Annotated in this window: 15 protein-coding genes; 8 read left to right on the top strand and 7 right to left on the bottom strand. The window is 64.3% G+C overall.

Annotation, left to right across the window (positions count from 1 at the left end; all coding sequences use genetic code 11):
* Window positions 1–40 precede the first annotated feature (40 nt).
* The 3 genes from IF809_RS05330 to IF809_RS05340 form a co-directional block, all read right to left on the bottom strand.
* Window positions 41–940 (bottom strand): NAD(P)/FAD-dependent oxidoreductase, encoded by a 900-nt coding sequence (locus IF809_RS05330; protein ID WP_462837028.1) that lies wholly within the window; start codon window positions 938–940, stop codon window positions 41–43.
* A 297-nt stretch (window positions 941–1,237) separates the two neighbouring features.
* On the bottom strand, window positions 1,238–1,621 hold the full coding sequence (locus IF809_RS05335) for a hypothetical protein (RefSeq protein WP_462837029.1): 384 nt from the start codon (window positions 1,619–1,621) through the stop codon (window positions 1,238–1,240).
* A gap of 168 nt (window positions 1,622–1,789) precedes the next feature.
* A complete protein-coding gene (locus IF809_RS05340) occupies window positions 1,790–2,521 on the bottom strand; it encodes a hypothetical protein (protein WP_462837030.1) in 732 nt (243 codons plus the stop codon).
* On the opposite strand from IF809_RS05340, the gene IF809_RS05345 reads away from it, so the two are divergent.
* A complete protein-coding gene (locus tag IF809_RS05345) occupies window positions 2,487–4,397 on the top strand; it encodes an autotransporter family protein (protein ID WP_462837031.1) in 1,911 nt (636 codons plus the stop codon). The two genes, IF809_RS05340 and IF809_RS05345, sit on opposite strands and share 35 nt — an antisense overlap.
* A 104-nt stretch (window positions 4,398–4,501) precedes the next feature.
* Here IF809_RS05345 and IF809_RS05350 read toward each other — a convergent pair whose 3' ends face one another.
* From IF809_RS05350 to IF809_RS05365, 4 genes are all read right to left on the bottom strand, one after another.
* The gene (locus IF809_RS05350; protein WP_462837032.1) at window positions 4,502–5,290 is read right to left on the bottom strand and encodes a helix-turn-helix transcriptional regulator; all 789 of its coding nucleotides are present in this window, start codon (window positions 5,288–5,290) and stop codon (window positions 4,502–4,504) included.
* Window positions 5,291–5,412: 122 nt separating this feature from the next.
* On the bottom strand, window positions 5,413–5,907 hold the full coding sequence (locus IF809_RS05355; protein WP_188637352.1) for a septal ring lytic transglycosylase RlpA family protein: 495 nt from the start codon (window positions 5,905–5,907) through the stop codon (window positions 5,413–5,415).
* Between the two features lie 623 nt (window positions 5,908–6,530).
* Complete coding sequence (locus IF809_RS05360; RefSeq protein ID WP_453995401.1) at window positions 6,531–7,220, bottom strand: Crp/Fnr family transcriptional regulator; 690 nt, start codon at window positions 7,218–7,220, stop codon at window positions 6,531–6,533.
* A 142-nt stretch (window positions 7,221–7,362) separates the two neighbouring features.
* Window positions 7,363–8,556 carry an LLM class flavin-dependent oxidoreductase gene (locus IF809_RS05365; RefSeq protein WP_462837033.1) on the bottom strand — a complete coding sequence of 398 codons (1,194 nt, stop codon included), beginning with the start codon at window positions 8,554–8,556 and terminating at the stop codon, window positions 7,363–7,365.
* Window positions 8,557–8,791: 235 nt separating this feature from the next.
* On the opposite strand from IF809_RS05365, the gene napE reads away from it, so the two are divergent.
* From napE to IF809_RS05400, 7 genes are all read left to right on the top strand, one after another.
* A complete protein-coding gene (napE, locus tag IF809_RS05370; protein WP_128964301.1) occupies window positions 8,792–8,977 on the top strand; it encodes a periplasmic nitrate reductase, NapE protein in 186 nt (61 codons plus the stop codon).
* Between the two features lie 26 nt (window positions 8,978–9,003).
* Window positions 9,004–9,318: a chaperone NapD gene (locus IF809_RS05375; protein ID WP_128964300.1), complete on the top strand. Its 315-nt coding sequence runs from the start codon at window positions 9,004–9,006 to the stop codon at window positions 9,316–9,318.
* 17 nt (window positions 9,319–9,335) lie between these two features.
* Window positions 9,336–11,849, top strand: a complete 2,514-nt coding sequence (gene napA / locus IF809_RS05380) for a nitrate reductase catalytic subunit NapA (protein WP_462837034.1) — start codon at window positions 9,336–9,338, stop codon at window positions 11,847–11,849.
* Complete coding sequence (locus IF809_RS05385; RefSeq protein WP_462837035.1) at window positions 11,846–12,316, top strand: nitrate reductase cytochrome c-type subunit; 471 nt, start codon at window positions 11,846–11,848, stop codon at window positions 12,314–12,316. The genes napA and IF809_RS05385 overlap by 4 nt, the downstream gene beginning before the upstream one ends.
* Window positions 12,313–12,966, top strand: coding sequence for a NapC/NirT family cytochrome c (locus tag IF809_RS05390; protein WP_128964297.1), 654 nt, complete (start codon window positions 12,313–12,315; stop codon window positions 12,964–12,966). The genes IF809_RS05385 and IF809_RS05390 overlap by 4 nt, the downstream gene beginning before the upstream one ends.
* A gap of 101 nt (window positions 12,967–13,067) precedes the next feature.
* On the top strand, window positions 13,068–14,183 hold the full coding sequence (locus IF809_RS05395) for an ATP-dependent DNA helicase (RefSeq protein ID WP_128964296.1): 1,116 nt from the start codon (window positions 13,068–13,070) through the stop codon (window positions 14,181–14,183).
* A gap of 78 nt (window positions 14,184–14,261) precedes the next feature.
* Window positions 14,262–15,629 (top strand): twin-arginine translocation signal domain-containing protein, encoded by a 1,368-nt coding sequence (locus IF809_RS05400; RefSeq protein WP_462837036.1) that lies wholly within the window; start codon window positions 14,262–14,264, stop codon window positions 15,627–15,629.
* The last annotated feature ends 7 nt before the right edge of the window (window positions 15,630–15,636 follow it).

Genomic DNA, 15,636 nt, shown 5'->3' on the forward strand with positions numbered 1-15,636 from the left:
AAAATCGCGCAGGCCTTCCCGCATCTCGACCTCGCCCTTCTCACCGCGGATTCGGCGGCAATGTCTTGTGGATGTGGGTGGCTGCGATCGCGGCGTGGCCGGTGCCGACCGCGATCTGGTGAAGATCTGACACGACATCGCCCGCCGCATAGATGCCCGGCACCGTGGTCTGCTGATGCTCGTCCACGTCGAGACATCCGACATCATTGCACGTCGCGCCGAGGCCGGTTGCAAGGGGCGAGCCCGCCTTGCAGCCGAGCGCGGGGTAGAGCACATCGAACGCAATTTCTTTCCCCTCGCACAGGGCGACGATGTTCCGTTCGTCGATGCGCAATCGATTGGGAGCGCGGATCAGCGTGATGCCGGATGCGCGGAGATCCTCCTCGTCGAGGGGCTCGTCGCCGGAGAGAACGAGAGCGACGTCACGCGAATAGCTGCGCAGGAATTTGGCCTTGTTCACGGCGCCACCGCCGGCGCCATAGACGCCGATGCGCTTGTCGGCCGCCTCGTAGCCGTCGCAAACGGGACAGTAACGGATCAGGCCGCGATGGACGGCCTCGCCGTGCCCGTCGATCTCGGGTTCGACATCGATGATGCCGGTGGCGAGAAGAACGCTCCTCGCCCTTGCCGTGCCGCCCTCGAAGCGCGCCTCGAACAGCTCACCGGCCCGGGCGAGACTGTCCACGCGGGCATTGACGAGCGAGATTTCGTAGGAAGACGCCTGGGTCCTGAGCAGGCCAAGGAGCTCATGACCGGAAATGCCGGACGGGAAGCCCGGGTAATTGTGGCTCCTCGGGATCCATTCCGCCCGGCTGCGTCCGGCATCGAAGACCGCGACCGACCGTTTATAGCGCGCCAGATAGAGCGCGGCGGTGAGCCCGGCCGGTCCGCCTCCGATGACGAGGCAGTCGAGAACATCGGGTTCGTCAGAAGAGGGCATCACAGGCGCTTTCATTTCCGGCCACCGCGCGCGCCGAGCAGCGGCGCGCACCTCGCTATCAAATGCTCAGCACTTCGCTCGTTCCTCATATGAGGTGCGACTGAAGGTATTGCCCAATACATGGTGACCGCGCTGGGTCCGCTGTGCGCCGTCGCGTGTCACGCGGCTCCCGGTCAGATATCCAGTGTCGCGGTTTGGCAACACAAGGTGGTGATTCACACTCGGTCGAAGGTTTGGCAGCCGCATTCAACCGAACGGTTGAGGCGTAAATATCCGATCGGTACCAGAGTGCGCGGGTCATGGTTTCTCATGCGTTTCGCAGCCAAAAATTGAAACTGGATCGAGTCGGATAATGAAACTGGTTTCGGATGATTTCGGTGGGGCAAAACCGTCGTCCCAAATTGGAGTCTCAGGCAACTGGCGGCTTTGCAGGTCGGATCTGACCGCGTTTCGCGGCGGCTCCCTGCGGACCCTCACAACGATGTTGTTCACTACGGTGTGCCTTTCAGCGACCGGCGCGCAGGCGCAGGACGCGACGTGGCTCACCAATCCGGGCTCGGGCGATTTCAACACGGCGACCAACTGGACTCCCGCCGCGGTCCCCACCGGCACCGCGTTCTTCAACACGTCGAACACCACGGCATTGTCGTTCGCAGGCGATACGACGATCGGGGGCCTCACGTTCAACCCCGGCGCGTCGAACTACACCTTCACCAACAATCATGACCTCATGTTCGACGGGGCCGGTATCGTGATCAATGGCGGCAGCGCCACGATCAACGGGGGTACACTGATTTTCGATATCGCCAGCAGTGCGGGAAGCGCCACCATCAACGGCTATACGCTCTTTTATGGAACCAGCACGGCCGCGAACGCCACGATCAACGGACATGGCGAGTTCAGTGGCAGCAGCACGGCCGGTAATTCCACCATCACGATCAACGTCGGAGATGTTTTTCTTTTTTCGAGCAGCAGCACCGCCGGAAGCTCCCGCATTTTGAATAACGACAGCTTGGTCTTCAAGTCCACGAGCACGGCAGGCAACGCGGCCATCACGAACAGCAGCAGCGGGACCATCCAATTCCAGGACAGTGCCACGGCCGGGCACGCCAGCATCACGAATGCCGGCGCGGTGGTCTTCGGTGTGGACATTGGTTCGGGCTTTACCAACAGCACCGCCGGCAGTGCCACAATCAACAACAGCGGCAGCGGTAGTGTTGTTTTCTCGAATACCAGCAGTGGCGCCAACGCCACCATCACGAATAACGCCACCCCTGGGGCGGGACGGGTCGTGTTCCAGGACAGCAGCACGGCCGGCAGTGCCGCCATCGCCAACAACACCGGCGAGGTCATTTTTATCGACAGCAGCACCGCGGGCAATGCCACCATCGTCAACAACGCCCCTCTCAGCCTCAATAGCGCTGTCGTCTTTGGAGGCGGCAGCACGGCGGACGCCGCCACGATCATCACCAATGCCGGCGCCGGCACCGGATTTAGCGGCGCTGCCACCGGCGGAACCGCGCGCTTCATCACCAGTGCGAATGGATTGATCGACATCTCAGGGCTGGCCACCGCCGGCATGACGGCCGGCTCGATCGAGGGCGCCGGAAACTATTTTCTCGGCGCAAAGGAGCTGACCGTCGGCGGCAACAACCTCTCGACCACGGTCAGCGGGGTCATTTCCGATGGCAGGTTCGATGGCGATCCGGCGGGTGGCGTCGGCGGCTCGCTGGTGAAGGTGGGTGCCGGCACCCTGACCCTGTCGGGCGCCAACACTTATACGGGTGCCACGACGGTCAATGGCGGTGTGTTGCAGGTCGAGGGCTCGATCGCATCCTCGAGCCTGACAACGGTGAATGCTGGCGGCGCACTCGCAGGCAGCGGCACCGTCGGCGAAGCCGTGATTGCCAGCGGCGGCATATTGCTGCCCCGCAGCGGGCCGGCTGGCTCAGCGATGACAATCGCGGGCAACCTCGCCTTCCAGTCGGGCGCGCTGTACCTGGTGACGCTCAATTCGAATGGCGCCTCGTCGGTCAACGTGACCGGCACCGCGGCGCTCGGCGGAGCGGTCGGCATCAGCGTCGCCACCGGCGGCACCGTGGCGAAGCAATACACGATCCTGTCCGCGGCGGGTGGCGTCAGCGGCACATTCACCAGCCTCGATAGTACGGGCGCGCCGGCCGGCGTTGCCGCGAGCCTCAGCTATGACAGCAGCCACGCCTATCTGAATTTTGCGCTCGACTACGGCACCCGGACCGGTCTCAACGCCAACCAGAGCGCAGTCGCGGCCACGCTGCAGAACTTCTTCGACGCCAACGGTGGCATCAACGTCGCCTTTGCCGGGCGTTCTGCGAGCGACCTGACCCAGCTGTCGGGCGAGAGCGCGACAGGATCGCAGCAGACCACGTTCGACGCCATGAGCCAGTTCCTGGGATTGCTGACCGATCCGTTCGTCGCGGGCCGCGACGGCAGCACGGCCGGCAGCAGCGGCGCGGTGCCGTTCGCCGAGGAGAACTCGTCGCTCGCCTCCGCCGCGCGTGCCGGCGATGCGCGCGACGCCTTCGCCCGCATGCCGCGCAAGGCCGCAGCCGCAGAGCTTGCCTCCGACCGGCGCTGGAGCGTTTGGGCCGCGGGCTTCGGCGGTTCGCAGACCACAAGCGGCAACGCTGCGCTCGGCTCGGCCAACACGACGAGCGGCATCTACGGCACGGCTGTCGGTGCCGACTACCGCTTCTCGCCGGACACCATCGCCGGCTTCGCACTCGCCGGCGGCGGCACCAGTTTCAGCGTCAACGGCCTCGGCTGGGGCCGCTCGGATCTGTTCCAGGCCGGCGCCTTCGCGCGCCACACCGTCGGCCCGGCCTATCTCACCGCCGCGCTGGCCTATGGCTGGCAGGACGTGACCACCGACCGCATCGTCACGGCGACGGGCGTCGACCACCTGCGCGCGGAGTTCAACGCCAATGCCTGGTCGGGGCGCGTGGAAAGCGGCTACCGCTTCGTTGCGCCCTGGATCGGTGGCATCGGTGTCACGCCCTATGCCGCAGGCCAGGTCACGACCTTCAACCTGCCGAACTACGCGGAGAGCGTCGTCTCGGGAGCCCGCACCTTTGCCCTGACCTATGCGGCCAAGGGCGTCACCGACACTCGCAGCGAACTCGGCCTGCGCAGCGACGAGTCTTTTGCAATGCAGGACGCCATGCTGACGCTGCGCGGCCGCTTGGCCTGGGCCCATGACTTCAGCCCGGACCGCAGCATCGGCGCCGTGTTCCAGTCGCTGCCAGGCACAGCGTTCGTCGTCAACGGCGCGCGCCAGGCCAGCGACTCCGCCCTCACCACGGCAACAGCCGAGGTGAAATGGTCCAGCGGCTGGTCGGTCGGCGCGAGCTTCGAGGGCGAGTTCTCCAATATGACGCGCTCCTACGCCGGCAAGGGCGCGGTGCGGTACGCCTGGTAGAGGCCAGCCGCGAAACGGCCCGAACGGCGATGCTCCGCATTCATCCGAGATGGTGAAGGCCGGAAGGTCAAACAGACGTGTGCAGCGATGATGAGTACATACCGCTAGTTCAGGCTGGATGCGCCCGAGAGCAGCCGCAGCACGATCGCAAACAATTCGTTCTGGGAGGAAATGCCGAGCCGCTGATAGGCGCGCTTGCGGTAGGTCAGGGTCGAATGCAGGCTGATGCCGAGATCTTGCGAGATCGCCTCGGAGCTGAAGCCGAGCAGGATGCCGCGGCAGACCTCCCGCTCGCGCGGCGTCAAAGCCGAAAGTGGCGCGCGCCTTTCCAACAGCGCGGTGAACGATTGGTCCGGCGTCGCGGTCGCCGCTTGCTGGAAATGACGCGCGACGCTGGCTCCGATCGTCGGCGCAATGGCCTGGAGCCGGGCACGCGCGGCGTCGTCAAAGCGCCCCTGCGCACTGATGCGGTAGAAATTGACGTAGAAGCAGGTACCGCCGGTCCAGATCGCGGTCGCGCATTTGTCGACGATGTCGGAATCGTTGAAGAAGATTTTCCGGTAGCGCGCGCCGTACATGCGCGGCGCGAAGCTCGGCAGCAGGATCGGCGCGCCGGCCTCGGCCTCGAACAGCGCATCGCGATTGGGATCGGACTCGTGGAACTGGCCGGCATAGGCGGCACCGAGATCGCCGCCAACAGGGATATTGCCGACATCGAGCAGGCAGCTCGCAGCACCGGTGCGCGTCAGCGCAAACACCATGCAATGGCCGACGCCGGCCTGCCGGCGCAGCGTGTCGATCAGGACATCAGGAAAGTCGGGACGGCCGATGGCAAGCACCGCAGGCGCGACATCGCCGGCCGCCAAATTTGCGCGCACCGCCCGAGACCGCATTGCTTCCTCCGCGAACCGTTGTTTTGCGGGAGCATAGCAGCGAGGCGGCTTCCGCGGAAGGCGGAGCCCCCTGAAGGCGGTCCGCTGTCCGAGACGTTCACGATCTCTTTCGCGAGGGACGTTCAGCCCACCGGTCCCAATGTCCAGTCGTCGCCTGAGAGCGGGCTGACCCTTACGTCCTTGATGACTCCGCGCTCCAGGCCTGGATCGAAATGCCGCATCGTCCGCTCGTTGAGATCGATGACGCGGCCGGGCCTGAGCGGGCCGACGTCATTGATCTTGACGATGACCTTCTTGCCGGCCGCCTCGACGAGCGCGAATTTCGGCTTCACACCAAATTGGACGCCGCCGAATTTGCGGCGCAAAGTCGTCTTGATGGCCGCTGTCCAGGCCGAGGGATCATAGCGTTCGCCCGAGGCGGTGCGCGGACCGCCCTCCTCCTTGCCGGGCCTGAACGGATTGTACATGGATGCCGCGCCGACCACCGCATTCCCGGAGGCAGTATCGGCGACGGCGTTTGAGCGACCCCCACGCGTTTCACATTTGGCAGCGGTAACAGACACGGCAAGTGCGACCAGGGCGCCGCAAATCGCGGCGCTCGAGCGGAACAGCATCATAACTCCTGTGATTTTTTCGTCGTCGGTTCCCGACACCGCAAACAGCACAAGCGAACGCGACAGCGTTCATCGGGCTTGCACCGGATTTTTGCGGGTTCGCGCCAACCCCTTGGCGATGGAACCGTGGTGCGAACCTTCAGTGGTTCCCACGCAGGTGTTTTAAGTTGTCGCCGTCTAAAACAGAGAATGCGTCAGCAGCATGACTTGACGAACAACCTGTCCGGCCGCTGCCGCCGCAGTTCCCATCGGCAGCCCCGGCCGATCCAGACAATTTCCGGACATCCGTCGGGTACATGACGGACGCGAGCCCGGCTTCCCGCTAACGCTGTGGCATGAATCGCCTCATGCTCTGGTGTCGCCGGCTCTCGCGGATGTTCAAGCCGGATGATTTACCGGCACGCAAAGGCGAGCAAGAGCCGACATCGTGGAGACAGCGGGAAGAAGCATGGATCAACTCGCCGGGCTTGCAGCCGCCGAAAGATTTGTGACCGAGGTGTTGCGGCTTCGCCGCTTGCAGATGCATTGCACGGTCGCCGCGGAGCGCAGCCGCGATCCGCTGTTGCGCGCCTCGTGGCTCTCGGCGGCAGCGGCTTACGAGGTTCTGCGGTCTTCGTTCGAGCAGTTCAAGTCTCGTTCTGCAACCGCGCATATTGATCCGATATCAGCCGATAACACGGACATGACGCGGCTTCGAGACCGGGCCGATCGATGACTTCGATGTGGCCCCGGCTGTAGCGTATCAGGCCGGCCTGCTGGAGCATCCGCGCGGCAATCGTCACCGTGGGACGGTGCACCCCGAGCATCTGACTCAGGAATTCCTGGGTCAGCGTGAAGCTCTCGCCATTCACACGGTCGTGCGTGTGCAGCAGCCATCGCGCGCAGCGTTCCTGCACGTCGTGCAGGCGGTTGCACGACGCCCCCTGCGCGACCTGGTTGAACAGCGCCAGCACGTATCGCATCAGCCGCGCATGAAACGTGGGGGTCTCTTTCAGGACGTCGAGAAGCCTGCTTGCTTCGCCCCGAAAACCCGAACCGCCCACCTGCACGAAGACGCGGCTCGGCATGGTCGATGCGCCCAGGAGAAGCGGAACTCCCGCCATGCCCTCGTTGCCGACCGTCGCGAACTCGATGACGTCCCCATCCTCCGGCTCGTTCACCATGGAGAGCACACCCTGAGTGGGGAAGTGCATGTCCCTGATCGGCTCATCGGGCTCCGCCAACACCTGTCCGTAGCGCAACTCGACGGGTTGCAAGTGGGGCTGGATGAGCTTCAGCTCCGCCGGCGGGAGCCTTGCCAGAAGCTTGTTGTCCATGCCTGCTCCGCGCGAGGGATTAACCTATGTCATCTGGACGACATAGGGTCTCCGTCCCAAGCAGCGCGGCCGACTATGGTTCCTCCTCTGAAGGACCGGACCACCGGACCCGCGCGGCGGCATTCGCGCCACCGGATTTGCGCTACCCGGCGCGCGCGACGTTGATGCCGAGCTTGCCGTAACGGTCGGTGAAGGCCTCGGTGTCGATCTCTTCGAGCTGGATCTCGCCGCTCATCACGCCCTGCTTCCAGGCGGCTTGCGCCGGATCGTTCTGAAACTCCGGCATCACCTCGCGGCCGAACAGCTCCAGCGATTCGCAGATGTGCTCGTGGCTGTTCTTGCCGGCCTGGTTGAGCAGGATGACCTGGTCGATATGCGAGGACTGGAAGCGCTTCAGCTTCCGGCGGATGGTCTCGGGCGAGCCGATCAGGCCGCCGCGCAAGGCGGCCTCCTGCGCCTCCGGATTGTCGCGCTTCCACTTGATATACTCGTCCCACATGTTGACGGTGTAGGGCGCCGGCCGCTGGCGATTCTGCGAGGCGCCGTAGAAGCGCAGCGCGAACTGGAAGAAGGTGGCGCCGTCGGCGCGGGCGCGCGCCTCCTCGTCGGTCTTCGCGCACATGAAGAACGACACCAGCGCCATGTTCGGGTTGATCTCGTAGTCGGCGAGCTTCGTGAGCCGCTTGGTCATCGCATTGTAGTAGGCATGCACCCAGGCATGCGCGGCATCGGCGCTGACGAACTGGAAGCCGAGCGCGCCGAAACCGTGACGGCCGGCGCGCTCGATGGTCGGCAATTGCGAGCAGGCCATCCACAGCGGCGGATGCGGCTTCTGCACCGGCTTGGGCACGACGTTGCGCAACGGGATGTCGAAATACTTGCCGTGATGCTCGGAGCCGGCGTCCCTGAACATCGGGAAGATCGCGGCGACCGCCTCCTCGAACACCTCCTTCTTGGTCTCCATGTCGCGGCCGAACGGCGTCAGCTCGGTGATCGAGGCGCTCTCGCCCATGCCGAATTCGCAGCGGCCGTTGCTGAGCAGATCGAGCACCGCGACGCGCTCGGCGATTCGCGCCGGATGGTTGGTGGTGAGCTGGAGAATGCCGTGGCCGAGCCGGATGTTCCTGGTGCGTTGGCTCGCGGCGGCGAGGAACGACTCCGGCGAAGGCGAGTGCGAATATTCCTCGAGGAAGTGATGCTCGACCACCCAGGCATGGTCGTAACCGAGACGATCGGCGAGCTCCATCTGCGAGAGCGCGTTCTGATAGAGCGCGAGTTCGTCGCCGGGCGTCCAGGGCCGCGGCAGTTGCAGCTCGTAGAAGATGCCGAACTTCATGGCGTCGCTCTCCCGCTTATTGTTGTTAACGTCATCTTAATGCACGAGGAACGGCTGTCTACGGAGCAGCAATTCCGCCGCGCGGGAGACCGCAAGGGGCCACGACAGCTGCGTGCGGCGAAAGCGACCGGTTGATCCAGATCAACGCTTCAATCGGCCTGCTGCATCTAATGTGAGGCAAGGCAACGGCCCGGATGCCGTCCCGATTCCCCATACCATTTCAGAGAGACCGAATATGTCGGCCCCTGACGACGCGCCTTCCCGCGTGCGCCGTAAGCGCATGGAAATTTTTGCGTTCCTGTTCCTGACCGCGGTCGTGATGCCCGTTCTCGCGGTCGGAACGGTCGGCTCTTACGGCCTAGGCGTCTGGATCTACCAGATGTTCGCCGGCCCTCCCGGTCCGCCGCCCTCCCCCCATTGATCTCGACAAACGAAAAGACAGGCATCATGGCACACGCCACATTGAACCGCCGCGCACTGATCACAGGCCGCGTGCTCAACACTGACCGCATCATCTCTCCTCCGGGCTGCGAGATCGCCAGCATCCTGGTGCAGGCGCGCCCCGAGCGCCTCGACGCTCTGGAAGCCGAGATCGCCGCGTTGCCCGGCTGCGAGATCCATGGCCGCGACATCAGAGGAAAACTCGTCGTCGTGACCGAGGCGCCCGACGCCGGCAGCCTCGGCACCATGCTCAACACCATCCAGTCGCTGCGCGATGTCTATTCCGCGGCGCTGGTCTTTCACGCCATCGAAACCGCCTAACGGCCGGGAGAGCCATCATGACATCGCCAAAGCTCGACCGCCGCCAGATGCTCAAGCTCGAGGCTGCCGCGATCGCGGCCGCCGCTGCCGGCATGCCGGCACCCTCGCTCGCCGCCAATCTCGTGACCGAGCGCGACTCCTCCGAGCTGAAATGGGACAAGGCCGCCTGCCGCTTCTGCGGCACAGGCTGCTCGGTGATGGTCGCGACCAAGGACAACCGCGTCGTCGCCACCCACGGCGACATCAAGGCCGAGGTCAATCGCGGCCTCAACTGCGTCAAGGGCTATTTCCTCTCCAAGATCATGTATGGCCATGATCGCCTGACCCAGCCGATGCTGCGCAAGACCAATGGCAAGTACGACAAGAACGGCGACTTCACGCCTGTCAGCTGGACCGAAGCCTTCGACGTCATGGAGCTGAAGTGGAAGGAGGCGATGAAGAAGCGCGGACCGAACGGCGTCGCCATGTTCGGTTCCGGCCAGTGGACGGTCTGGGAAGGCTATGCGGCCTCGAAGCTGTTCAAGGCCGGCTTCCGCACCAACAACATCGACCCCAATGCGCGCCACTGCATGGCCTCCGCCGTCGCCGGCATGATGCGCACCTTCGGCATCGACGAACCGCCGGGTTGCTATGACGACATCGAGGCGACCGATGCCTTCGTGCTGTGGGGCTCCAACATGGCGGAGATGCATCCCATCTTGTGGACGCGCGTGGCCGACCGCCGGCTGTCCGCGCCGCATGTCCGCGTTGCCGTGCTCTCGACGTTCGAGCACCGCTCCTTCGACCTCGCCGACATCGGCATGGTGTTCAAGCCGCAGACCGACCTTTACATCCTCAACGCGATCGCCAACCACATCATCCAGACCGGGCGCGTCAACAAGGACTTCGTCGCGGCGCATACGATCTTCCGGCGCGGTCAGACCGACATCGGCTACGGCCTGCGGCCCGAACATCCGCTGCAGAAGAAGGCGACGGGCGCCGCCAAGGCCAACGACTCCACCGACATGACCTACGACGAATACGTCAAGTTCGTCTCGGACTACACGCTGGAGAAGGCGGCGGAGATGTCCGGCGTGCCGGTGAACCGGCTCGAGGCGCTGGCCGAGCTCTATGCCGATCCCAAGACAAAAGTGGTTTCGTTCTGGACCATGGGCTTCAACCAGCACACCCGCGGCGTCTGGTGCAACAATCTCGTCTACAACATCCATCTTCTGACGGGAAAGATCTCCTCGCCCGGCAACAGCCCGTTCTCGCTGACGGGGCAGCCTTCCGCCTGCGGCACCGCGCGCGAGGTCGGCACCTTCTCGCACCGCCTGCCCGCCGACATGGTCGTCACCAACAAGGAGCACCGCGCCAAAGCCGAACACATCTGGCAGCTGCCCGAGGGCACCATTCCGGACAAGCCCGGCGCACACGCCGTGCTGCAAAGCCGGATGCTGAAGGACGGACTGATCAACGCCTATTGGGTACAGGTCAACAATAATCTGCAAGCGGGCCCGAATGCCAACGAGGAGACTTATCCCGGCTTCCGCAACCCCGACAATTTCATCGTGGTTTCGGATGCCTATCCTTCCGTCACCGCGCTCGCCGCCGATCTGATCCTGCCGACCGCGATGTGGGTGGAGAAGGAAGGCGCTTACGGCAATGCGGAGCGGCGCACCCAGTTCTGGCACCAGCTCGTCGCCGCGCCCGGAGAATCGAAATCGGACCTCTGGCAGCTGATGGAATTCTCCAAGCGCTTCAAGATCGAGGAGGTCTGGCCCGAGGAGCTGATTGCCAAGAAGCCGGAGGTGCGCGGCAAGACGCTGTTCGACGTGCTCTACAAGAACGGCCAGGTCGACAAGTTTCCCGTCTCCGACATCGAGGCGGGCTATCTCAACGACGAGTCCAAGGCGTTCGGCTTCTACGTCCATAAGGGCCTATTCGAGGAATACGCCTCGTTCGGCCGCGGCCATGGCCACGACCTTGCACCGTTCGACACCTATCATCGCGAACGCGGGCTGCGCTGGCCGGTCGTCAACGGCCAGGAGACCAAGTGGCGTTTCCGCGAGGGCAGCGACCCCTACGTCAAGCAGGGGACCGACGTGCAGTTCTACGGCTACCCTGATGGCAAGGCGCGCATCTTCGCGCTGCCTTACGAGCCGCCAGCGGAATCGCCCGACGGCGACTATCCGTTCTGGCTCTCGACCGGCCGCGTGCTGGAGCACTGGCATTCCGGCACCATGACCCGCCGCGTGCCCGAGCTCTACAAGGCGTTCCCGGAAGCCGTCTGCTTCATGCATCCAGACGACGCCCAGGACATGAAACTGCGACGCGGCGACGAAGTGAAGGTAGTGTCCCGCCGCGGCTTCATCCGCGCCCGGGTCGAGACCCGCGGACGCGACCGGCCACCGCGCGGCCTCGTGTTCGTGCCGTGGTTCGACGAGTCCAAGCTGATCAACAAGGTGACGCTGGATGCCACCGATCCGATCTCGCTGCAAACCGACTTCAAGAAATGCGCCGTGCGCATCGAGCGGGTGAACATGTCATGATGAAACGTTCCGCAATTGCGCTGCTGGCGTTCGCGATCGCAGCCGGCGCGAGTTCACTGGCCGCACAGACGGTCTCTTCCAGCCTGCGCGGCGCGACCCCGCTCAATGACGAGGGGCCGGCGCCGCCGATACTGCCGAACCGCAATACATCGGAGCGGGAGTCGCGCAACTATCCGGAACAGCCGCCTGTCATCCCGCACAATATCGACGGCTATCAGGTCGACCTCAACGGCAACAAGTGCCTGTCCTGCCACGCGCGGGCGCGCACGGCGGAATCGCAGGCACCGATGGTGTCGATCACCCACTTCATGGACCGCGACGGCCAGTTCCTGGCCTCGATCTCGCCGCGACGCTTCTTCTGCACCGAGTGCCACGTGCCGCAGAGCACCGCAAATCCGCCCGTCAGCAACGATTTCACCGACATCGACACGCTGCTGTCGCGCGCAAGTCCCGGTGGCCGGCGATGACGACGACCGCTGACGAGCCCAATGCGGAGCTGAAAGCCAAGCGCGGCTTCATCGCGCGCGCGTGGGATTTCGCAGGCGAGCTATGGCACGTGCTGTCGCGGCCGAGCACCGTGTTCGCGCTCGGCACGCTCGTGCTCGCAGGCTTTGCCGCCGGCGTGATCTTCTGGGGCGGCTTCAACACCGCGCTGGAGCTGACCAACACCGAGAAATTCTGCACCGGCTGCCACGAGATGAAGGACAACGTCTACGCCGAGCTGAAATCGACCATCCACTTCTCCAACAGATCAGGCGTGCGTGCGACCTGCCCCGATTGCCACGTGCCGCACAACTGGACCGACAAGATCGCGCGCAAGATGCAGGCCTCCAAGGAAGTCTGGGGCAAAATCTTCGGCACGATCGACACGCGGGAGAAGTTCCTGGATCACCGGCTCGAACTTGCCGCGCATGAATGGGCGCGCTTCAAGGCCAACGATTCCCTGGAATGCCGCAACTGCCACAGCGCCGATTCCATGGACATCACCAAGCAGTCGCCGCGGGCCTCGGTGGCGCACCAGCGCTTCCTGTTTTCAGGTGAAAAAACCTGCATCGACTGCCACAAGGGCATCGCCCATCACCTGCCCGACATGCGCGGCGTTCCGGGCTGGCAGTAGGGGCGAGCGCAACCGGATTTGCCCCGCTTGAACCAGCGGGGCGAATGGTTAGTTTTGAGGTCCGGCGAATCGCCTCGATTCCGTCCCTCCTCAAGACAGACATGGCCACTTTCACCCCGCATCAGGATGCCGCTCTCAAGGCCGTTGGCGACTGGCTCAAGGCCAAGCCCGGCAGGGGCGGCACGCCGCCGATTTTCCGCCTGTTCGGCTTTGCCGGCACCGGCAAGACCACGCTGGCGCGGCATATCGCCGAGGGCGTCGACGGCGAGGTGAAGTTCGCCGCCTTCACCGGCAAGGCGGCCCTGGTCATGCGCAACAAGGGCTGCGACGAGGCCTCGACCATCCACTCGCTGATCTACCGCGCCCGCGAATCCGGCGAAGAGCAGCCGAGCTTCGAATTGTGGGACGATGCGCCGGCCTCGAAGGCGAAGCTGATCGTGATCGACGAATGCTCGATGGTCGACGCCGAGCTCGGCCGCGACCTGATGTCGTTCGAGTGCCCGCTGCTGGTGCTCGGCGACCCCGCGCAGCTGCCGCCGATCCAGGGCGGCGGTTTCTTTACCAACACCGAACCGGACGCGATGCTGACCGAGGTGCACCGCCAGGCCCAGGACGATCCGATCGTGCGGATGTCGATGGACGTCCGCGAGGGCCGCGAGCTCGACATCGGCCGCTACGGCGAGAGCGAAGTGGTGTCGCGCAAGGAGCTCGATCCCGATCGCGTCATGGGCGCCGACCAGGTGCTGGTCGGTCGCAACAACACCCGCCGCGCGTACAACATGCGGGTGCGCCAGCGTCAGAACATCGAGGACACGTTTCCGGTCGCGGGCGACAAGCTGGTCTGCCTGCGCAACAACCGCAAGAAGGGCCTGTTCAACGGCGGCCTGTGGCGCGTGAAGTCGCGCAACACATCGCGCTCGAAATCGCGCATCCTCTCGATGCGGTTGTCGCCGGACGAGGATTTCGGCCACAAGGTCACGAAGGTCTCGGTGCGCGCCGATTGCTTCGAGGGCGGGGTCGAGCAGATCGCCTGGGAGCAGCGCAAGCCCTATGACGAGTTCGACTACGGCTACGTGCTGACCGTGCACAAGTCGCAAGGCTCGCAATGGGACGACGTCGTGCTGTTCGACGAGAGCTTTGCGTTTCAGGACTCGCGGCAGCGGTGGTTGTATACCGGAATCACACGGGCGGCGAAAAGGTTGAGTATTGTGGTGTGATGCAGAGCGCCGCGCGATGCGTTCACGAGGCGCTAGGCTTTGACTGATATCACCATGCAATCGGCATGGGGCATGCGCATGAACACCGGAAGACCCGGCTACCTCAACACGTTGGATCCAGCCCGCGCGAGCCGTCGCGACGTTCTGAAAATGACCGGCGTCGCGGCTGGGACACTCGCGGCCTCGCTCGCCGCGCCTGCTATCGCACTGTCCGCTCCGCTTCGCACAGCACGTTCGGAGAAATCGGTGCGGGTCTCGAGGGAACGCCTCAATGCGCTCGCGGCGAAATTCTATGCCGTGTTCAACGAACACGACATTCTGCCCAAGGACTTCTCAGACAAGCATGCCGCACGTTACGACGTCGAGCTGCGCCGGATCGTCACCTTCACGCGCATACCGGAGACCGGCGAGCGGGTGAAGGTGAGCGCGCTGGTCGCCGTCCCCGTTGGCGTCCGCGGCGCATTGCCGGTCGTATCCTGGCAGCATGGCACGATCCTGTCGTTCGACCAGGTTCCGTCGAACCTGCTGCGCCTCGGCGATGAAAACTATCAGCTCCGCGACAACATCGATTCGCTGGAGACACTGTTCAACGTCCAGCGCTTCGCCGGCAACGGCTATGCCGTCATCGCCGCCGACTACGTCGGCAAGGGCCCCTATCGCGACGGTCGCGGAGAGGCCTATGCGGTGAAGGGTGCCACCGTGCAATGCTGCCTCGACGTGCTCAGTGCTGGGTTGCGTGAGCTGCGGACGGCCGGCCTCCGCCCAGCGGCGCTGTTTCTGAACGGCTGGTCGCAAGGCGCGCTGAACACGCAATGGCTGAAGCAGGAGATGCAGCGCCGCGGCATGAAGGTGACGGCGACCGCCGTGCAGAGCCCGTTCAACAATCTGGCCGAGAGCTTCCATTACTGGGTGGACCCGGCCTCTTATATTCCGGCCAAGGAGCCATCCTATCCGATGCCGCCGGCATGGATCACGCCCTGCCTGGTCGTGCTACTCGGAAGCTATCGCCAATATTACGGCTTGAGCGATCTGTTCAAGACTGCGATCAAGCCGCAATATCAGGCGTTCGCTGAAAAATACTGGGCCGACTACAGCCTGGCGGGCGAGACCGCGAGCAGCGTTCCGCCGGCGGGAGATTTCCTGGTGGATGGGCTGTTCGAGCGCTTCACCAAGGACACCAACAGCAGGCTGCTGCGCCGGCTCGGCAATAACGGCGCGACCTTCTGGGACTACGATTCCCCGATCCGCTTCTATTACGGTCTGGCGGACGAGGCGCTGCATCCGCGGCTGGTCAAGCCGGCGGTCGCCGCCGGCGGGCATTTCGCGGATGGCGTTCCGGTCGGCGGCGCCAGCCACCGCGTCACGTTCCTGGCGAGCCTCTATGGGGACGGCACGACGCTAAACGGACAATCCACCGCGTTCGACTGGTTTAATTCGCTGCGATGAGCCGCTC

Source organism: Bradyrhizobium sp. UFLA06-24 (assembly GCF_054967145.1).